This is a genomic window from Curtobacterium sp. MCBA15_013 (assembly GCF_001865095.1).
Classification (GTDB): domain Bacteria; phylum Actinomycetota; class Actinomycetes; order Actinomycetales; family Microbacteriaceae; genus Curtobacterium.
Map to the genome: position 1 here is coordinate 122,546 of NZ_MJGQ01000006.1, position 18,704 is coordinate 141,249.

The 18,704-nt window shown below is 70.3% G+C and carries 19 protein-coding genes; 11 read left to right on the plus strand and 8 right to left on the minus strand.

Annotated elements, in window-relative coordinates; all coding sequences use genetic code 11:
* Positions 1-4: 4 nt before the first annotated feature.
* A complete protein-coding gene (locus BIV01_RS04715; RefSeq protein WP_022906624.1) occupies positions 5-685 on the minus strand; it encodes a response regulator transcription factor in 681 nt (226 codons plus the stop codon).
* A complete protein-coding gene (locus tag BIV01_RS04720) occupies positions 682-1,848 on the minus strand; it encodes a sensor histidine kinase (RefSeq protein WP_070417801.1) in 1,167 nt (388 codons plus the stop codon). Before BIV01_RS04720 ends, BIV01_RS04715 begins: the two co-directional genes overlap by 4 nt.
* 146 nt (positions 1,849-1,994) lie before the next feature.
* On the opposite strand from BIV01_RS04720, the gene phoU reads away from it, so the two are divergent.
* A complete protein-coding gene (phoU, locus tag BIV01_RS04725; protein WP_070417800.1) occupies positions 1,995-2,666 on the plus strand; it encodes a phosphate signaling complex protein PhoU in 672 nt (223 codons plus the stop codon).
* 49 nt (positions 2,667-2,715) lie between these two features.
* Positions 2,716-3,264, plus strand: coding sequence for an AAA family ATPase (locus BIV01_RS04730; RefSeq protein WP_071302098.1), 549 nt, complete (start codon positions 2,716-2,718; stop codon positions 3,262-3,264).
* Between the two features lie 66 nt (positions 3,265-3,330).
* On the opposite strand, the gene BIV01_RS04735 is transcribed toward BIV01_RS04730, so the two are convergent.
* Positions 3,331-4,077, minus strand: a complete 747-nt coding sequence (locus BIV01_RS04735) for a phosphoglyceromutase (RefSeq protein WP_070417798.1) — start codon at positions 4,075-4,077, stop codon at positions 3,331-3,333.
* Positions 4,078-4,133: 56 nt separating this feature from the next.
* Here BIV01_RS04735 and BIV01_RS04740 point away from each other — a divergent pair, with 56 nt between their 5' ends.
* The gene (locus tag BIV01_RS04740) at positions 4,134-4,907 is read left to right on the plus strand and encodes a methylase (protein ID WP_070417797.1); all 774 of its coding nucleotides are present in this window, start codon (positions 4,134-4,136) and stop codon (positions 4,905-4,907) included.
* Between the two features lie 119 nt (positions 4,908-5,026).
* On the opposite strand, the gene ygfZ is transcribed toward BIV01_RS04740, so the two are convergent.
* The 3 genes from ygfZ to BIV01_RS04755 form a co-directional block, all read right to left on the minus strand.
* Positions 5,027-6,112, minus strand: coding sequence for a CAF17-like 4Fe-4S cluster assembly/insertion protein YgfZ (gene ygfZ / locus BIV01_RS04745; RefSeq protein WP_071302099.1), 1,086 nt, complete (start codon positions 6,110-6,112; stop codon positions 5,027-5,029).
* Positions 6,112-6,714, minus strand: coding sequence for an FABP family protein (locus BIV01_RS04750; RefSeq protein ID WP_071295875.1), 603 nt, complete (start codon positions 6,712-6,714; stop codon positions 6,112-6,114). The genes ygfZ and BIV01_RS04750 overlap by 1 nt, the downstream gene beginning before the upstream one ends.
* A 163-nt stretch (positions 6,715-6,877) precedes the next feature.
* Positions 6,878-7,159 carry a hypothetical protein gene (locus BIV01_RS04755; protein WP_083403399.1) on the minus strand — a complete coding sequence of 94 codons (282 nt, stop codon included), beginning with the start codon at positions 7,157-7,159 and terminating at the stop codon, positions 6,878-6,880.
* Positions 7,160-7,286: 127 nt separating this feature from the next.
* Between BIV01_RS04755 and BIV01_RS04760 the strand changes: the two genes are divergently transcribed.
* From BIV01_RS04760 to pstB, 8 genes are all read left to right on the plus strand, one after another.
* Complete coding sequence (locus tag BIV01_RS04760) at positions 7,287-7,970, plus strand: winged helix-turn-helix domain-containing protein (RefSeq protein WP_022906634.1); 684 nt, start codon at positions 7,287-7,289, stop codon at positions 7,968-7,970.
* Entirely contained in the window at positions 7,970-8,788 is an 819-nt protein-coding gene (gene mshD / locus BIV01_RS04765) for a mycothiol synthase (protein WP_071295874.1), read from the plus strand. Before BIV01_RS04760 ends, mshD begins: the two co-directional genes overlap by 1 nt.
* 90 nt (positions 8,789-8,878) lie before the next feature.
* Positions 8,879-11,044 carry an RNA degradosome polyphosphate kinase gene (locus BIV01_RS04770; protein ID WP_071295873.1) on the plus strand — a complete coding sequence of 722 codons (2,166 nt, stop codon included), beginning with the start codon at positions 8,879-8,881 and terminating at the stop codon, positions 11,042-11,044.
* Positions 11,041-11,988, plus strand: coding sequence for an NUDIX hydrolase (locus BIV01_RS04775; protein WP_070417792.1), 948 nt, complete (start codon positions 11,041-11,043; stop codon positions 11,986-11,988). Before BIV01_RS04770 ends, BIV01_RS04775 begins: the two co-directional genes overlap by 4 nt.
* A gap of 267 nt (positions 11,989-12,255) precedes the next feature.
* A complete protein-coding gene (locus BIV01_RS04780; RefSeq protein WP_071302100.1) occupies positions 12,256-13,365 on the plus strand; it encodes a phosphate ABC transporter substrate-binding protein PstS in 1,110 nt (369 codons plus the stop codon).
* A 145-nt stretch (positions 13,366-13,510) separates the two neighbouring features.
* Complete coding sequence (gene pstC / locus BIV01_RS04785; RefSeq protein ID WP_071302101.1) at positions 13,511-14,458, plus strand: phosphate ABC transporter permease subunit PstC; 948 nt, start codon at positions 13,511-13,513, stop codon at positions 14,456-14,458.
* 13 nt (positions 14,459-14,471) lie between these two features.
* Positions 14,472-15,557: a phosphate ABC transporter permease PstA gene (gene pstA, locus BIV01_RS04790; protein WP_070417789.1), complete on the plus strand. Its 1,086-nt coding sequence runs from the start codon at positions 14,472-14,474 to the stop codon at positions 15,555-15,557.
* 31 nt (positions 15,558-15,588) lie between these two features.
* Complete coding sequence (pstB, locus tag BIV01_RS04795) at positions 15,589-16,368, plus strand: phosphate ABC transporter ATP-binding protein PstB (RefSeq protein WP_070417788.1); 780 nt, start codon at positions 15,589-15,591, stop codon at positions 16,366-16,368.
* A gap of 374 nt (positions 16,369-16,742) precedes the next feature.
* On the opposite strand, the gene BIV01_RS04800 is transcribed toward pstB, so the two are convergent.
* Positions 16,743-17,624, minus strand: a complete 882-nt coding sequence (locus tag BIV01_RS04800) for an anti-sigma factor (protein ID WP_071302102.1) — start codon at positions 17,622-17,624, stop codon at positions 16,743-16,745.
* A complete protein-coding gene (sigK, locus tag BIV01_RS04805) occupies positions 17,621-18,220 on the minus strand; it encodes an ECF RNA polymerase sigma factor SigK (RefSeq protein ID WP_071302103.1) in 600 nt (199 codons plus the stop codon). Before sigK ends, BIV01_RS04800 begins: the two co-directional genes overlap by 4 nt.
* Between the last annotated feature and the right edge of the window lie 484 nt (positions 18,221-18,704).

The window sequence follows — 18,704 nt, forward strand, 5'->3', positions numbered from 1 at the left end:
CGCGTCAGCCCTCGATGCGGTAGCCGAGCCCGCGGACCGTCACCAGGATCTCCGGGGCGCTCGGCACGCGCTCGATCTTCGAGCGGATGCGCTTGATGTGCACGTCGAGGGTCTTCGTGTCGCCGAAGTAGTCGGAGCCCCACACCCGGTCGATGAGCTGCCCCCGGGTGAGCACGCGCCCGGCGTTGCGGAGCAGCAGCTCGAGGAGCTCGAACTCCTTGAGCGGCATCGGCGTCTCCGAGCCGTCCACCGCCACGGTGTGCCGCTCGACGTCCATCCGGATGCCACCGACCTGCAGGATCCCGCTGTCCGCGGGGTCGTCCTCGGTCCGGCGACGCAGGACCGCACGGATGCGGGCGAGGAGCTCGCGGGTCGAGTACGGCTTCGTCACGTAGTCGTCCGCGCCGAGCTCCAGCCCGACGACGATGTCCACCTCGGAGTCCTTCGCGGTGAGCATGATGATCGGGATGTTCGAGCGGGTCCGGATCTGTCGGCAGACCTCGGTGCCGGAGAGTCCCGGCAGCATCAGGTCGAGCAGCACCAGGTCGGGGTTCTCCGCGTCGAACTTCGACAGCGCGGTCACGCCGTCCGCAGCGACGGAGGTGTCGTACCCCTCGCGCTGCAGCAGGAACTCCAGGGGCTCGCTCAGGGCCGGCTCGTCGTCGACGATGAGGATCTTGGTCACGATGGCTGCTCTTCCAGTTGCTCTTCGAGTGCTGTGGTCAGTTCCGGGTCCGCCTCGGGCAGGCGGATGGTGAAGGTCGAGCCCTTGCCGGGCTGCGACCAGACGCGCACGTCCCCGCCGTGGTTGCCGACGACGTGCTTCACGATGGCGAGGCCGAGGCCGGTGCCGCCCGTGGCGCGCGACCGGGCGGGGTCGACGCGGTAGAACCGCTCGAACACCCGGTCGAGGTCGGCCTCGGGGATGCCGACGCCCTGGTCGGTCACCGCGATCTCGACGAAGCCCTTCGCGGACCGGACGCCCACGCCGACGCGGGTGTTGTCCGGGGAGTACTTGACCGCGTTGGCGATGAGGTTCGACACGGCGATCTGCAGCAGGGCGGGGTCGCCCATCACCCGCAGCTTCGACTTCTTCGCCCGCACGAGTTCGATGTCCCGGGCGCGGGCGACGATCTCGTTCGCGTCGACGGCGGCCTGCACGATGCGGTCGATCGACGTCTCCTCGCTGTTCTCCAGCGTGTCGACGGACTGCAACCGCGAGAGTTCGATGATGTCCTTCGTCAGGGCGGCCAGCCGCTCCGACTCGGTGACGAGCTGCGCGGCGAACTTCCGCACGTGCTGGGGTTCGTCCGCGGCGGCGACGAGGGTCTCGGAGAGCAGGCCGATCGCGCCGATCGGGGTCTTCAGCTCGTGCGAGATGTTCGCGACGAAGTCCCGCCGGACCTCGTCGATGCGCCGGGTCTCGGTCAGGTCGTCGGCCGTGACGAGCACGTACCGGTTGCCGAGCTGCGCGGCGCGGAAGCTCAGGTAGCCGATCTGGTCGCTGCCCCGGCCACGGGGCAGCTCGAGGTCCTCGGCGCCCATCTCCCCGCTCTTGCGCACGCGGTCGACGAGGTCGACGAGCTCGCGGTGCACGAGCTTCCGCCGCACCACCAGCCCGACCGTCAGTGCCTGCGGCGAGGCGGCGACGACCGTGTTCGAGGGGTCGACCACCACGGCCGGGTTGTGCATCGTGGCGATGACCGCGGCGACGCCGTCGGGCAGGGTGCGTTCCGCCACGTCGGCAGCACGAGCCGTGCGCTCGGCGGTGATGATCAGCACCACGACGCCTGCTCCGAACACCCCGCCGAGGAGCATCGACAGTGGCACGAGCCACGCGTTGTCCATGCCGTCAGTGTAGGGATGGTCATGCGGGGTTCCGGTACCGTTCACCGTCTGCGGAAGGCCGGATCGCGAAGCGTTCAACCGCACGTCACCGTTCGTTCACCTGACGTGACGACACTCGACCGGTACGCAGAGAGAGGTACTCCCCCATGCGCGAAGTCTTCCAGCAGGAACTCCAGGACGTCCAGGAGCGACTGACCGAGATCGCCGGGCTCGTCGAGTCCGCCATCACCCGAGCCACGCAGTCGTTCAGCGAGTCCGACGTGTCCCTCGCCGAGGAGGTGATCGCCGACGACGTCAAGATCGACGAGGCGGCGAACAGCCTCGACGAGATCGCGATCGACATCCTCGCGCGTCAGGCCCCCGTCGCCCGTGACCTCCGCGTCGTGGTCACCGCCCTGCGCGTCAGCTCGTCGCTCGAGCGCATGGGCGACATGGCCGAGCACATCGCCCAGCTCACCCGGCAGCGCTTCCCCGAGAAGGTCGTGCCGAAGGGCCTCCGCGGCACCTTCAAGAAGATGGGCCAGCTCGACGTCGCGATGGCGCAGAAGCTCACGCGATTGCTCGCCACCGAGGACATCGCCCTCGCCGGGGAGATCCGCGACGAGGACGACGCCATCGACGAGCTGCACGCGAGCGTCTTCGACTTCGTGCTCGGCGAGACCTGGAAGGGTGCGCCGATCGACACGGTGGACGCGACCCTGGCATCGCGCTACCACGAGCGCTTCGCGGACCACGCGGTCTCGATCGCCAAGAAGGTCGAGTACCTGGCGACGGGTGACTGGGCCGGCGCGTCCTCGGTGACGGTGTCGCCCGCCTGACCCGACGCTGCGTTCCGCTCGGCTCGCTGGGTTCTGACAGGATCGTGGCATGGCCCAGGTCGCGATCATCGTCAACGGCATGCCCGGTTCCGGCAAGAGCACCATCGGTGCCGCCCTCGCCGAGGTGCTCGGCTGCCCGTTCCTGTCGAAGGACCGGATCAAGGAGCCCCTCGCCGACCTCGTCGGCCCGATGATCGCGTCGCGTCCGCTCGGCGGCATCGCGATGGACACCATGTGGTCGATGGCGCAGGCCGTCGAGAACGGCGTCGTCCTCGACGCCGTCTGGCTGCCGTCGCGGGACCGCGGACTCCTGGAGGCGCGGCTCGCCTCCGCCGGGTCGCCGCGCGCTGTCGAGGTGTGGTGCGACACGGACCGGGCCACCGCCGAGGAGCGGCTGCGCGACCGGTACGACCCGGGCACCGTGCCGGTGCGCCACGAGGTGCACGGGGACCTGGCCGACGTGCTCGCGTTCTGGGACGAGCACGGCGACGCCGCCCAGCCGGTCGGCCTGCCGGGCGTCCCGGTGGTCCGCGTCGACACGACGAAGCCGTACGACGTCGGCGCCCTGGTGCAGGAGATCGCCTCCCACTTCGTGTGAACGCGCAGAACGCGCAGAACGCCCCGCCCGGTCAGTCCGGGCGGGGCGTTCGTGTGTGCAGCGCTGCTACTTCTTGGCGCCCTGGGCGGCCACGGCGGCGGCTCCGGCCGCGGCGGCCTCGGGGTCGAGGTAGTACGCCGGCTTCGTCGGACGGAAGTCGTCGTCGAGCTCGTACACCAGCGGGATGCCGGTCGGGATGTTCAGGCCGGCGATGTCCTCGTCGGAGATGCCGTCGAGGTGCTTCACGAGCGCCCGGAGCGAGTTGCCGTGCGCCGTGACGAGGACGGTCTTGCCCGCACCGAGGTCCTTCGTGATGTCGGACTCCCAGTAGGGCAGCAGGCGGTCGATCACGAGCTTGAGCGACTCGGTGCGGGGCAGCTGGTCGCCGAGGTCGGCGTAGCGGCGGTCCCCGAACTGCGACCACTCGGCGTCGTCGGCGATGGGGGGCGGCGGCACGTCGAACGACCGGCGCCACTCCATGAACTGCTGCTCGCCGTACTGCTCGAGCGTCTGGGCCTTGTCCTTGCCCTGCAGGTCGCCGTAGTGGCGCTCGTTGAGGCGCCAGTCGCGCTTCACCGGCAGCCACGCCAGGTCGGCCTGGAGCAGCGCGATGTCGGCCGTCTGGATCGCACGGGTGAGGAGCGAGGTGTACAGGACGTCGGGGACGATGCCGGACTCGGCGATGAGGTCGCCGGCGCGCTTCGCCTCCTTCTCGCCCAGCTCGCTGAGCCGGACGTCGACCCAACCGGTGAACAGGTTCTTCTGGTTCCAGTCACTGTTGCCGTGACGGAGCAGGACGAGCGTGGAGGTCATGCCCCGAGTCTACCGAGCGCCGTGCAGCCGGTCCCCGGACCCGTACCCTGGTCGGCATGCCCATCGGGAACGTGACGCGCGGGACGACCGGGTACAACCGGCTCCGCCGCGTCGACCGGTGGATCGCCACGCTGCCGGCCCTCCGCCGGAGCGCCGACCCGCTCGTCGCCGACGTCGGGTACGGGGCCTCGCCGACGACGACCCTCGAACTCCGGGACCGCCTGGCCGCCGTCCGCCCCGACGTCGAGGTCACCGGCATCGAGATCGAGCCGGCCCGGGTGGCCCTCGCGAACGCCGGCACTCGAGACGGGGTGACGTTCCGGCTCGGCGGGTTCGAGACACCGACACCGGGGAACCGCCGGCCCGCCGTGATCCGCGCCTTCAACGTGCTGCGGCAGTACGACGAGTCCGCGGTGGTGGAGTCCTGGCGGATCATGCAGGACCGCCTGCAACCGGGCGGCGCGCTCGTCGAGGGGACGTGCAACGAGGTCGGGCGGGTGGCCTCGTGGGTGACGCTCGACGACGTCGCGCCACGCACCTTCACGGTGTCGCTCCGGCTGGCGGGGCTCGACGTCCCCTCGGTCGTGGCCGAACGGCTGCCGAAGGCCCTCATCCACCGGAACGTGCCCGGCGAGCGGGTGCACGCGTTCCTCGGCGACCTCGACCTGGCGTGGGCGGTCGCCGCGCCGCTCGGCACGTACGGCCCCCGGCAGCGGTGGATCGCGACGGTCCGGGGCATGCGGGACCGGGGCTGGCCGGTGCTGCACGGGGTGACGCGGTGGCGGCTCGGCGAGCTCAGCGTCCCGTGGGCCGCGGTGGCCCCGGCCTGACCGGCGCCGCGGGACCTCGAGACTCGGCCGGGCGGACAGTTTCGTGGCCCTGATGGCGCGAACGTGTCCGCGGAGCCGAGACTCGGGGCCGGGCGCCAGCGGCCGGGGGCCTGGGCGGGCTAGGAGCGGCGGACGGCGCCGAGGCGGGGCAGGCGCGGGACGTCGGCGGTGGCGCCGGCCCCTGGCGGCACGATGACCTCTTGCGTGGCGGACACGACCACGTCGTCGGCGCTGAGCGTCAGCGTGGCGGCGGGGTCGAGGGAACGTTTCACGACCGCGAGCCCGATCGGCCCGAGCTCGTGGTGGATGCCCGACGCCGTCAGACGCCCGACCTCCTTCTCGCCGGACACGACCGGCGTCCCCGGAGCCGGCAGCACGCCGTCCGACCCGTCGAGGTGCAGCATGACGACCCGGCGCGGCGGGTGCCCGAGGTTGTGGACCTTGGCGACGGTCTCCTGCCCCCGGTAGCAGCCCTTCGACAGGTGCACGGCGGACCGGAGCCAGTCGAGCTCGTGCGGGATCGTGCGCTCGTCGACGTCGGACAGCGAGGGGCGCCAGGCGGCGATGCGCAGGGCCTCGTACGCGAGGAGTCCCGCGACGGGTTCGTCCGACGCGGCGATCGCGCCCGCGGTGCCGGGGGTGACCACGGCGATGCGGAGGGTCCAGTCGGAGGCGGGGTGCGCCTCCTGGTCGGCGTAGCCCCACCCGCCGGGCGTGACGGACGCCCACGGGTCGACCCACTCGGCGACCGGGGTCTCGGGCAGGTCGGTCGACGCGAACGGTGCGGACTCGCCGAACCAGCCGATCGTCGCGAAGTCCGCCGAACGGTCGGCGACCTCGACGCGCAGCATGAACCGCATCGAGTCGAGCCAGGCAGCGAGCGGTGCCGCGTCGGCGGGCACGGTCAGCAGCCACGCCACCGACCCGTCGTCGACGACGCGCGCCGCGTGCTCGACGCGACCGGACTGGTCGAGCACGAGCGTCTCGGTGCTCACGCCGGCGGCGAGCCCGGTGAGGAGCTGCGAGGTGATCGAGTTGAGCCACGACAGCCGGTCCGGGCCGGTGGCGGTGACGACACCGAGGCCGAGCTCGACGACGGCGTGGCCGCGGGCGAGCAGACGCTGCTCGCCGAGCGGGTTGCCGAAGTGCGCGGCGGGGCCGGCGTCCGTCGCCACGAAGCCGGCGCGGCCGGCGAACGCGGACATCAGTCGACCTTCGCGAGCTGCCCCGACGCGTGCGAGGTCAGCTCCTTGCCGAGCGCGGCGATGTCCCACGCCCAGAAGAGCTTGCCCTCGACCAGGCCGTAGAGCCGGGTGGCCGCGGAGTAGTCCTTGGCGTTCGGCGAGCGCATCACGGCGTCGGTCGCGAGGTCGATGCGGCCCTTGCGGACCCGCCCGACGTAGAGCTCGTTGACGCCGGTGGGGTGGATGATCGCGGCTTCGACGTCGAAGCCGTCCGTGGTGTTCCGCAGCGCCTCGACGCTCTCGACGGTGCCGAACGGCGTCGGCCCCTCGCCGAGGAGCATTGCCGGGCCGCGGTCACCGGGCTCGGACGGTCGGTCGATCCGCCAGTAGCCCATCTCGGCCGCGAGCGGGGTGTGCTCGTCGTCGAGCAGCCACGTCGTGGAGGAGTAGTTGAGGTAGGGCAGACCGTCGTGGCTGAAGCTCACGCGCTGGCCGAACTCGTACTTCCGGGGTTCGTCCTCGTCACCGACGGGGTACTCGACCACGCCGGTGCCCTCCCAGACGCCGACGAGCCACGACAGCGGGACGAGTTCGGGCGCGAGGCCCTCCGGCAGTTCGATCAACGCTGACCCTTGAACAGCTTCACGACGACGGTCACCGAGACGAACGCGATCGCGAGCGACGCGAGGCCGAGCAGGCCCACGTAGAAGAGCTCGAGCGCAAGCAGCGAATCCATGGCTGGAGTCTACGCGTCACGCCTGACGACGCCAGGCGGACGGCGGCGCGTCAACGCACCAGCAGGACCACCGCGGTGACGAGCACGACGACGAACGCCCCGGACGACGCGATGCTGATCCGCTCGACCAGCCCGTCCTTCGTCGCGGTGATGAGCTGCAGCACGAAGCTGACCAGCACGCAGAGCACGAACACGAGGAGCAGCCACGCGAACGAGTCCTTGTCGGTGAGGGTGAGGACGAGCACGGCGCCGACGACCGCGAGCAGCCAGACCGGCAGCACGGACGTCAGCCGGAGGCGGCGCTGGTCGGTGGGCTGCACAGGCTCGGTCACGCGCCCCATCATGACAGGGCCGCGTGCCGAAGGTGCCCGGAACGCGTCCCCGACCGTCCGGCCGGGAGGGATGCTTCCCGAGCATCACTAGGATGTGTGCACGACTCCCCCACGCCCTGGAGGTCCTGTGGCCCAGCTCCTGGTACTCACCTCAGCCGCGCCCGGCGACGTCCTGCCGAGCCTCGGACTGCTGAGCCACCGGATCCGCCACGTCCCCGCCGAGGCCGCACAGCTGGTCAACGCCCCGCAGAGCGACCTCATGTTCGTGGACGCCCGGACGGACCTCGCGAGCGCCAAGGCCCTGTGCAAGATCCTCGCGACGAGCGGCTCGACGACGCCGATCATCCTGGTCGTCACCGAGGGTGGTCTGACCGCGGTCAACAGCGAGTGGAACGTCGACGACGTCGTGCTCGAGACCGCCGGCCCGGCCGAGGTCGACGCCCGCATCCGGCTCACGGCCGGTCGCGCGTCGAAGAACCAGACCGGGTCGAAGATCCAGGCGTCCGGTGTCGTCATCGACGAGGCCAGCTACTCGGCGAAGGTCCGCGGTCGGCCGCTCGACCTCACCTTCAAGGAGTTCGAGCTCCTCCGCTTCTTCGCCACGCACCCCTCGCGGGTCTTCACCCGCGAGCAGCTCCTCAGCGAGGTGTGGGGCTACGACTACTTCGGCGGCACCCGCACGGTCGACGTGCACGTGCGGCGCCTCCGCGCGAAGCTCGGCGACCTCGAGTCCCTCATCGGCACGGTCCGCAACGTCGGGTACCGCTTCAACGTCTACGACGACGAGGCCGACCGGCTCGCGGGCCAGTAGTGGTCGACCTGTCGCGCTTCGTCGTCCCGGGCGAAGCACCGCCGTTCTCCGACCAGACCCTGGTCGACGTGCGCGCCGGCCGCGCGACGGTGCTCGGCGACGAGCGCGGGGTCGCCGTGGTCCGTGACGGCGAGCTGGAACTCGTGGTCGCCCAGGAGGCGCGGGGCCACGGTCTCGGCACCGCCCTCGCCCGGCAGGCGCTCACCCCGGGCGGCGGGGCCGCTCCCGTGGACGGGCCGGCCCCTCGGCTCGCGTGGGCGCACGGGGACCACCCCGCTGCCCGAGCACTCGCGGCTCGCTTCGGCTGGACGGCGGTCCGCACGCTCCTGCAGCTCCGCGCCCCGATCGCGTCCGTCGCCCCCGACCCCGCGGTGCCGGCCGGCTGGTCCCTGTCGTCGTTCCGGACGGGCGACCCCGCCGACGAGGCCGACTGGCTGGCGCTCAACGCCGCCGCCTTCGCGCACCACCCGGAACAGGGCCGGATGACGCTCGACGACCTGCGCGCCCGCGAGGCCGACGACTGGTTCTCCGGCGACGACCTGCTCCTGCTCCGCGACGACTCCGGGGACCTCGCCGGGTCGTGCTGGCTCAAGGTCGAGGGCGACACCGGCGAGTTCTACGCCGTGGCCGTCCGACCCGACCTGCAGGGCCGGGGACTCGGCGGCGTCCTGATGCGCGCGGGGACGGCACGCCTGACCGGCCGGGGCCTCTCCGCCGCGGCGCTCTACGTCGAGGGCGACAACGCCCCGGCGCTGGCCCTGTACCGCCGATCCGGGTTCGAGCAGCACGCGATCGACGTCCAGTACGCGGCCGGCTGACGCTCCTCCACACGGCGTCGTTCACCGCCCGTTTCCACAGCGTCCACGTGCGGCCCTCCTGGCGCAGGGGGCGGGTGGCAGGATGTGGGCATGGACACCGAACCGCAGCTCGACGGCGACTCCGTCGCACCGGACCTCGACGACTTCGACGAGGTCGTCGAGATCGAGCACGAGTCGCTGCCCACCGACCGCTACTTCGACCGTGAACTCAGCTGGCTCCGGTTCAACCAGCGCGTGCTCGAACTCGGCGAGGACCGCACGCAGCCGCTCCTCGAGCGGGCGAACTTCCTGGCGATCTTCGCGTCCAACCTCGACGAGTTCTTCATGGTCCGGGTCGCCGGCCTGAAGCGCCGCATCGACACCGGCATCGCCGTGCCGACCAACGTCGGTCGCGCACCGAGCGACGTGCTGCGCGACATCGCGACGAAGGCGCACGAGCTGCAGGACCGCCACGCGCAGGCGTTCATCGGGTCGCTCAAGCCGGACCTCGACGCCGCTGGAATCCACATCGAGCACTGGTCCGACCTCGATGAGGCCGACCGGCTCCGGATGCGCGAGTACTTCAACGAGCAGATCTTCCCGGTGCTCATGCCGCTCGCGGTCGACCCGGCGCACCCCTTCCCGTACATCTCCGGGTTGTCGCTCAACCTCGCGGTGCGCGTGCGCAACCCGAAGTCGCAGCGGCAGGAGTTCGCGCGCCTCAAGGTCCCGCAGAACTTCTCGCGGTTCATCAAGCTGCCGGACGACGACTCCGGGCTGCTCCGCTTCATCCCGCTCGAAGACCTCATCGCGAACCACCTCGACGACCTCTTCCCCGGGATGGAGGTCCTCGAGCACCACGTGTTCCGGGTCACCCGGAACGAGGACGTCGAGATCGAGGAGGACGAGGCCGAGAACCTCATCCAGGCCCTCGAGCGCGAGCTGCTCCGTCGTCGGTTCGGGCCGCCCATCCGTCTCGAGATCACCGAGGACATGGACCCGGTGACGCTCGACCTGCTCGTGCGCGAACTCGACATCACCGAGCAGGAGGTGTTCCGCCTGCCGTCGCCGCTCGACCTCGGCGGCCTGTTCGAGATCGCCAAGATCGGCCGCCCGGACCTGCACTACCCGAAGCACGTGCCGACGACCCCGGTGCAGTTCCAGCCGGGCGAACCGAACACGAAGCCGGACCTCTTCCGCGCGATCGCGGCGAAGGACGTCCTCGTGCACCACCCGTACGAGTCCTTCGCGACCAGTGTGCAGGCGTTCCTCGAGCAGGCCGCGGCCGACCCGAACGTGCTCGCGATCAAGCAGACGCTCTACCGCACCTCGGGCGACAGCCCCATCGTCGAGGCGCTCATCGACGCCGCGGCCGCGGGCAAGCAGGTGCTCGCACTCGTCGAGATCAAGGCGCGCTTCGACGAGCAGAACAACATCACGTGGGCCCGCAAGCTCGAGAAGGCCGGCGTGCACGTGGTCTACGGCCTGGTCGGGCTGAAGACGCACTCGAAGCTCGTGCTCGTCATCCGGCAGGAGGGCGGGACGCTCAAGCACTACAGCCACATCGGGACGGGCAACTACAACCCGAAGACCTCGCGCATCTACGAGGACATGGGGCTCTTCACGTCGGACGACACCGTGGGCAAGGACCTCACGCGCCTGTTCAACGAGCTGTCGGGCTACGCGATCGAGAAGAAGTTCAAGCGCCTGCTCGTCGCGCCGCTGCACCTGCGGAAGGGCCTGCTCAAGCGCATCACGACCGAGGCGGACAACGCCCGCGCCGGCAAGCCCTCGGGGATCCGCATCAAGGTCAACTCGATGGTGGACGAGCAGATCATCGACGCGCTGTACCTGGCGAGCCAGGCCGGTGTGCCGATCGATGTGTGGGTCCGCGGCATCTGCTCGCTCAAGCCCGGCATGGAAGGCGTCAGCGACACCATCCGGGTGCGCAGCGTCGTCGGCCGGTACCTCGAGCACTCGCGGGCGTTCGCGTTCCACAACGACGGCGACCCGGCCGTGTTCATCGGCTCGGCGGACATGATGCACCGCAACCTCGACCGCCGCGTCGAGGCGCTCGTCCGGCTGTCCGACCCCGGCCACGTGAACGAGGTCCACGAGATGTTCGACCTCGCCATGGCGGACACGACGAGCTCGTGGCACCTCGAGTCGGACGGCGAGTGGACGCGCCACTCGACGGACGAGGACGGCCGACCGCTCGATGACGTGCAGAATGTCCTCATGCGGAAGATCTCGGCGCGGAAGCGCTCCACTCGGTGAGCGGCGGCTCCTCAGGGCCGGTCGTCGCTGCGGGTGCCGTCGTCTGGCGTGAACAGGACGGCGTCCCGCTCGTGCTGCTCATCCACCGCGACCACCACAAGGACGTCTCGTTCCCGAAGGGCAAGGTCGACCCGGGCGAGAGCGTCCCGACGACCGCCGTGCGCGAGATCGACGAGGAGACCGGCTACCGCGTGCACCTCGGCGCTCCGCTGGGCACGGCCGAGTACGTCCTGCCGAGCGGCCGCGACAAGGTGGTGCACTACTGGTCCGCCCGCGTCCCCGCGAAGGAGTACGAGCGCGCCGGCAAGTTCCGCCCGAACGACGAGGTCGCCTCGGTCGAGTGGGTCACGCTCGACGACGCCCGGCACCGACTGACGTACGAGCGCGACGTCGCGATCCTCGACCGGTTCGCCGACCGCGTCGCCGCCGGGGAACACCGCACCTTCGCCCTCATCGCCCTCCGGCACGCCAAGACCGTCCCCGGCTCGGAGTGGAACGGACCGGACGCCACCCGTCCGCTCCTGCCCGTCGGCCGGTCGCAGGCGAAGTCGGTCGCGTCGCCGGTGGCCGCCTTCGGTCCGAAGAAGATCGTCAGCAGCACCGCCGCCCGGTGCCTCGCGACGGTCGAGCCGCTCTCCGACCGGACGCACCTCGGGGTCTCGAGCACGCCGGACATCAGCCAGGACGCCCACGACCGGGGTGCCGCCGACGTCAAGGGCGTCGTGCAGAAGCGCCTCGACAAGGCGAAGACGACGGTCCTGTGCTCGCACGGGCCCGTGCTGCCGGACATCATCGCCCGCATCGCGACCGCGACGGCCGACGAGTCCGGACGGTTCGACCTCCGCCGTGCCGCGATGCTCTCGGTCGGCGACTTCTCGGTGCTGCACATCGCCGGCGGCAGGCTCGTGGCCGTCGAGACGCACCGCAACCCCGTCTCGGCGTAGGCCGAGCGCCCGGGCCGAGCCGCGCCTCCAGGCCCCTGCGGTGTGCATGCACACGCATGCGCCCGCGCACGGCGCGGCGTTCCCGATCCTGCACCCGCGCGCGCTCCGACGCACGGCGCCCCGTCCAGGACAACCCCTCGTTCACCTCCCGTTCACCAGGGCGGGTGATCCCCGTCACCTCGCGTCCCTACAGTCGCTCCCGGGTCAGCACCGGCCCACGGGACCAGCAGCGGTCCCACCTGCACTGACATTCCCGAAGGGACCCCTGTGAACATCAAGCGAATCGGTACGGTCGCGGCAATCGCGATCGCCGGCGCGGTCGTGCTCTCCTCGTGCGCGGCGAACGAGGACGCGGGCAACACGCCCTCGTCCAGCTCGAGCTCCGGCACCGACTACTCGAAGCTCTCGGGCACGCTGACCGGCTCGGGTTCGTCCGCCCAGCAGACGGCCGAGGCCACCTGGGCCGCTGGTTTCCAGAACGTCGCCTCCGGCGTGACGGTCAACTACTCGCCCGACGGTTCGGGCGCCGGCCGCAAGAACTTCACCTCGGGTGCTGCCGACTTCGCCGGCTCCGACGCCGCGCTGAAGGACGAGGAGCTCGCGGGCTCGTTCGCCCTGTGTGCCGCGGACTCGAAGGCCATCGACATCCCGGTCTACATCTCCCCGATCGCCATCGCCTACAAGGTCGACGGCGTCAAGGACCTCACGCTCGACGCGAAGACCATCGCGGGCATCTTCTCGGGCAAGATCACGAAGTGGAACGACTCGCAGATCGCCGACCTGAACAAGGACGCGACCCTGCCGGACGCGAACATCACGGTCGTGCACCGCTCCGACGACTCGGGCACCACGCAGAACTTCTCCGAGTACGTCGCGGCGAACGCCAAGGACGTCTGGACCGAGGCCCCCAGCCAGACCTTCCCGTACCAGGTCGGCGACAGCGCGAAGGGCACCTCGGGTGTGGCCTCGGCCATGGCCAGCGCCTCGAACGCCATCACCTACATCGACGACTCCGGCGCCGGTGACCTCGACAAGGCGAAGCTCATGGTCGGCGACAAGGCCACCGAGATCTCCGCCGAGGGTGCTGCCAAGGTCGTCGCGGACTCCGAGACGGTCTCCGGCCGCGCGGACAACGACCTCGCGATCGACATCAACCGCACCGACACGGCCGAGAACGCCTGGCCGCTGGTGCTCGTCTCCTACGCGATCGCCTGCCAGGAGTACAAGGACGCCGACAAGGGCAAGCTCGTGAAGGGCTACCTCGACTACGTCGTCTCGAAGGACGCGCAGGACGCCGCCGCGAAGGAGGCCAAGTCGGCCGCCCTCTCGACCGACCTCGCCGAGAAGGCCGCGAAGGCCGTCGCCTCCATCAAGTAAGACACCCTGAGCGCCCGGACGCCGGTCCCACCCACCTGACCGGCGTCCGGGCCCTCGCCGGTCCGCTCCACGCTCCGAGCGGACCGCGCACCACCGGACACCCCCGACCCGTCGCCTCCCCCGGCGTTCCTCCGACAGGAGTCCCATGACGACCGCACCGGCCCAGCCAGTGGCCCCCGTCACCCCCAAGCCGAAGCCCGTCGTCCGCATCGGCGATCGCGTCTTCTCCGCCGCGTCGGTCATCGCCGGCGGGCTCATCCTATTCGTGCTGGTGCTCGTCGCCGCCTTCCTGGTCTGGCAGAGCATCCCGGCGTTCTCCGCGAAGGTCGGCGAGCTGCCGAACAGCGCCACGAACTTCTGGGACTACGTCGGCCCCCTCGTCTTCGGTACCGTCTGGTCCGCGCTCATCGCGCTCGTGATCGCCGTGCCGCTCGCCCTCGGGATCGCGCTCTTCATCTCGCACTACGCACCGCGGCGACTCGCCCCGGTGCTCGGCTACGTGATCGACCTGCTGGCCGCGGTGCCGTCGGTCGTCTACGGCCTCTGGGGAATCGTGGTGCTGGCGCCGTTCGTGAAGCCTTTCTACGTCTTCCTGAACACCTACCTCGGCTGGATCCCGCTGTTCTCCGGGCAGGTGTCCGGCACGGGTCGCACGATCCTCACCGCGTCGATCGTCCTCGCCGTCATGGCCATCCCGATCATGACCGCGGTCATGCGCGAGATCTTCCTGCAGGCACCGCGCCTCAACGAGGAAGCGGCCCTGGCCCTCGGCGCGACCCGCTGGGAGATGATCCGCCTGTCGGTCCTGCCGTTCGCCAAGTCCGGCATCGTGTCCGCGATCATGCTCGGCCTCGGTCGTGCGCTCGGCGAGACGATGGCGATCGCGCTGGTGCTGTCGGTGTCGACGAACGTCACCTTCCAGATGCTCACGTCGCTGAACCCCTCGACGATCGCGGCGAACATCGCCCTGCAGTTCGCCGAGGCGTCCGGCACGGCCCTGAACGCGCTCATCGCGTCGGGTCTGATCCTCTTCGTCATCACCCTGGTCATCAACATGCTCGCGCGGTACATCGTCCGCAAGCGAGTGAGCTGAGAGGTACGACCCGATGTCCCTCGCCATCCGGCAGTCCGGCGTCGCCGGCAACGTCTACGCCAACGGCAAGCTGCACAAGTCCGTGCCGTGGCTGCTCCTCGTCGGCTCCTGGGTCGCGCTGATCCTGGTCTTCGCCCTGCTCAACGCCGGCGGCGCGGTCAAGGACTTCAACGTCGTCGCGGCGCTCTTCCTCGGCACGGTCCTGTTCGACGTCCTCATCGTCGTCGTCTCGCGCATCGTCGAGGGTGGTCGCAAGGCCGTCGACCGGCTCATCACCTCGCTCGTCATCACGGCGTTCGTGATCGCGGTCCTGCCGCTCGTCTCCCTGCTCTACACGGTGCTGGCGGACGGCCTCGCCCGCTTCGACGTGGAGTTCTTCTCGTACTCGATGCGCGGCGTCATCTCCGAGGGCGGCGGCGCGCTGCACGCCCTCATCGGCACGCTCGAGATCACGCTGTTCGCGGCCCTGATCTCGGTGCCGATCGGCCTGCTCACGTCGATCTACCTCGTCGAGTACGGCACGGGCGCCCTCGCCAAGGGCATCACGTTCTTCGTCGACGTCATGACGGGCATCCCGTCCATCGTCGCCGGCCTCTTCGCGTACTCGCTCTTCGCGCTGTTCCTCGGCCCGGGCGCCCGCTTCGGCCTGGTCGGCTCGGTGGCGCTGTCGGTGCTGATGATCCCGATCGTCGTGCGCTCCACCGAAGAGGTCCTGAAGATCGTGCCGATGGAGCTCCGTGAGGCCTCGTACGCCCTCGGCGTCCCGAAGTACCTCACCATCCTCAAGGTCGTGCTCCCCACGTCGCTCGCCGGCATCACCACCGGCGTCATGCTCTCGATCGCCCGCGTCATCGGCGAGACCGCCCCGCTGCTGGTCACCGCCGGGTTCACCGCGAGCATGAACTACGACCTGTTCAAGAACCCGATGATGACCCTGCCGGTGTTCGCGTACACGCAGTACTCGCAGCAGGGCGCCAACCCGGTGCCGTTCGTCGACCGGGCCTGGACGGCAGCGCTCCTGCTCATCCTCATCGTGATGCTGCTGAACCTGCTCGCCCGCTTCATCACCCGCCTCTTCGCCCCCAAGCTCTCGCGCTGACGCGCGGATCCACCCACCCCGAAGGAACACAGTGTCCAAGCGCATCGAGGTCGACGGCCTCAACGTCTACTACTCGAAGTTCAAGGCGGTCGAGGGCGTCGACATGACGATCGAGCCCCGCACCGTGACCGCGTTCATCGGTCCGTCCGGCTGCGGCAAGTCCACCTTCCTCCGCACGCTGAACCGCATGCACGAGGTCATCCCGGGCGCCTACGTCGAGGGCTCGGTCAAGATCGACGGCGACGACCTGTACGGCGCGGGCGTCGACCCGGTGCTCGTCCGTCGCCAGGTCGGCATGGTGTTCCAGCGTCCGAACCCGTTCCCGACGATGTCCATCAAGGACAACGTGCTCGCGGGCGTGAAGCTCAACAACAAGCGCCTCTCCCGCTCCGAGTCGGACGACGTCGTCGAGCGGTCCCTGCAGGGCGCGAACCTCTGGAACGAGGTCAAGGACCGCCTCGACAAGCCCGGCATGGGGCTGTCCGGCGGCCAGCAGCAGCGCCTCTGCATCGCCCGCGCGATCGCGGTGCAGCCGGACGTGCTCCTCATGGACGAGCCGTGCTCGGCGCTCGACCCGATCTCGACCCTCGCGATCGAGGACCTCATCGAGGAGCTGAAGAAGGAGTACACGATCGTCATCGTGACCCACAACATGCAGCAGGCCTCGCGCGTCAGCGACAAGACGGCGTTCTTCAACATCGCCGGCACCGGTGCCCCCGGCAAGCTCATCGAGTTCGACGACACCGCGACGATGTTCTCGAACCCGTCCGTGCAGGCCACCGAGGACTACGTCTCCGGCCGCTTCGGGTGATCGTCGTCCGCCCGTCGCGCTGACGGTCGACCAGGAGGCCCGGTGCACGTCCGCCACGGAAGCGCACCGGGCCTTCCGTCGTGCGCGGGGCGCGGGGCGCCGGCCACTCGTGCGCGGGCATGTTCCGACGTTCCACCAGTCGATCGACCGGTGGAACGTCGAACGATGCGCACGCAGACGGTGCGGGTGCATGTGTCGACGTTGCACGTGTCGATCGACGAGCGCGATGTCGGAAGATGCACGGGCAAGAACCGCCCGCGCACGCCCGCCCACGCCCCGCCCCCGCCGCGCGACCACCACCCGCCGGGCACGACGAACTCCCCGCCCGCGGACCGTGCCACGCGAGCGGGGAGACGTGCGAACCAGTGCCCGGGTCAGGCCGAGGTGGTCGGAACCGCCATGATCGGCGTCGTCGTCGGCTGGTCCGAGCCACCGGCGGGCTCCACCGTCATGCCGATCGTCGCACCGTGCGACAGCGACCCCTTGAGGACCGCCGAGTGCACCCCGGAGGACACCCCGTCCATCAGGCCGGCAGCGTTGATCTTGCCGCCGGTGCCCTCGGAGCCGATGTACCAGAGTTCGTAGGTCTTGCCCTCCGGAGCCGCGGGGACCCCGTCGAGGATGACCGCGGACTTGCCGACCTCGTTCGACCAGACGACCGTGGCCGTCCCGCCGCCCGCGACCTTGGCGGTGCTGCGCTGGAAGTCCGACGCGGCGTAGATGCGGTCGAGTCCGCCGGACGCCTGCGTCGTGCCCGGGCCGGGCTCGTTCGAGGGCGTGAAGGACGTGCCGACGCCGAGTCCGACGCCGAGGAAGACCACGGCGACGGCGGCTGCGGCGGAGAGTGCTGCTGCCGGACGCTGGAACCAGCGACGGCGAGCCTTCTCCGAAGCCGCACCACCGGCGGACGCGAGGTCCGTGGCGGGGGCGAACCGCGCCTCCTGGCCGGCATCGCCGACCGGCGCGTCGGCGACCGGAGCGGTCGTGGCAGCCGGCTCGGACCGCGAGGCCACCGGAGCAGCCTGCGGGGTCGATGCGATCTGGGCCATCAGCGACGCCTTGAGCGACGAGGGCGGCTCGATCGGGGTGACGGCGTAGGCGAGCTGCAGCGCGGTCTCGCGCAGCGAGTCCGTCTCGGCCTGCAGCTCCGGGGAGGTGGAGAGCGCCGAGTCGAGCAGTGCCCGCTCGTCCTCCGACAGCGCGTCGAGGGCGTGTGAACCCGTCAGCAGAGCCGGGTCGTCGTGTCGTTCGGTCATGATGTCACCCCCATCTCGTCGCGGAGTCTGATCATCCCGTCACGGAGACGGGTCTTGACGGTGCCGATCGGGACACCGAGGTGGTCGGCCATCTCGCTGTGCGAGTAGCCGCCGTAGTACGCGAGTTGGACTGCCTGGCGCTGGAACTCGGTGAGCTTCGCGAGCGCCCGGCTGACGCGTTCGTGCTCGATCCGGATCTCGACCGACTCGGAGACCTGGTCGAAGCCGGCCTCGAAGTCGCGGATGCCGATCTTCGTGTCACGGTCGTGCGAGGACTGCGATGCCCGCACCCGGTCGACCGCTCGGCGGTGGGCCATGGTGAGGATCCAGCTCGCTGCGGTGCCGCGCTTGCGGTCGTAGCGGGTGGCTTGCTGCCAGACCTCGAGGAAGACCTCTTGCGTGACCTCTTCCGACTGTGCGCGGTCCCGGAGGAGCCTCGTCACGAGGCCGAGCACGCGGCCCGAGAGCACGTCGTACAGGTCAGAGAAGGCTGCCTGGTCGCCGGTCGCCACGCGGGCGAGGAGGTCGTCTGGGGACGCCTGAGCCGGCTCGGTCGAGCTCCAGCTCTCGGTGTCACTGTCCACGATGGCAAGCATTGCAGGTTTCCCTCCTCTCGGTTGCGATCTGGCTGTGAGTCCTGTCCGACCACGCGTTCGGGTCTCGTGGTCGGGACAGTGGTGCAGGACAGCACGAGGGCCCGCGTGACCCGCAGGGAATTGACCGCCAGGGAGCGGACCGGGTCTCGCGGGACCCTCGCTGTCGTGACCGGCTCATCGCCTGTCACGGTGATGATTCGGCACCCTCGCCCAACCGGATTGGAGCGGTTCTCACGGCTTGTCGCTGGGGCACGCCCGGCGTCGGTTCTGTCCACCGAGAGTGAACAGGGTCGTGTGCGCGGCCGCGGTCTCGTAGAATCGATGTCGCCGGGCCGCAGCAAGCCCCGGGCTCCAAAATTCGCCGCTTCGAGCGGCCTCGCGCCGAGAGGCGCTTCTGCGGCCCGGTTCTTCTCTGCCCGCTTCGTGCGTGCGCGTTCCGTGCCCGCTTCTCGGGTGCGCGTTCCGTGCCCGCTTCTTGCGTGCG

What these genes read in the sequence shown, in the direction of transcription:
- BIV01_RS04720 (WP_070417801.1), bottom strand. Translation starts at nt 1,848, where the DNA reads ATGGACAACGCGTGGCTCGTGCCACTGTCGATGCTCCTCGGCGGGGTG.
- phoU (WP_070417800.1), top strand. Translation starts at nt 1,995, where the DNA reads ATGCGCGAAGTCTTCCAGCAGGAACTCCAGGACGTCCAGGAGCGACTG.
- BIV01_RS04730 (WP_071302098.1), top strand. Translation starts at nt 2,716, where the DNA reads ATGGCCCAGGTCGCGATCATCGTCAACGGCATGCCCGGTTCCGGCAAG.
- BIV01_RS04735 (WP_070417798.1), bottom strand. Translation starts at nt 4,077, where the DNA reads ATGACCTCCACGCTCGTCCTGCTCCGTCACGGCAACAGTGACTGGAAC.
- BIV01_RS04740 (WP_070417797.1), top strand. Translation starts at nt 4,134, where the DNA reads ATGCCCATCGGGAACGTGACGCGCGGGACGACCGGGTACAACCGGCTC.
- ygfZ (WP_071302099.1), bottom strand. Translation starts at nt 6,112, where the DNA reads ATGTCCGCGTTCGCCGGCCGCGCCGGCTTCGTGGCGACGGACGCCGGC.
- BIV01_RS04770 (WP_071295873.1), top strand. Translation starts at nt 8,879, where the DNA reads ATGGACACCGAACCGCAGCTCGACGGCGACTCCGTCGCACCGGACCTC.
- pstC (WP_071302101.1), top strand. Translation starts at nt 13,511, where the DNA reads ATGACGACCGCACCGGCCCAGCCAGTGGCCCCCGTCACCCCCAAGCCG.
- pstA (WP_070417789.1), top strand. Translation starts at nt 14,472, where the DNA reads ATGTCCCTCGCCATCCGGCAGTCCGGCGTCGCCGGCAACGTCTACGCC.
- BIV01_RS04800 (WP_071302102.1), bottom strand. Translation starts at nt 17,624, where the DNA reads ATGACCGAACGACACGACGACCCGGCTCTGCTGACGGGTTCACACGCC.
- sigK (WP_071302103.1), bottom strand. Translation starts at nt 18,220, where the DNA reads ATGCTTGCCATCGTGGACAGTGACACCGAGAGCTGGAGCTCGACCGAG.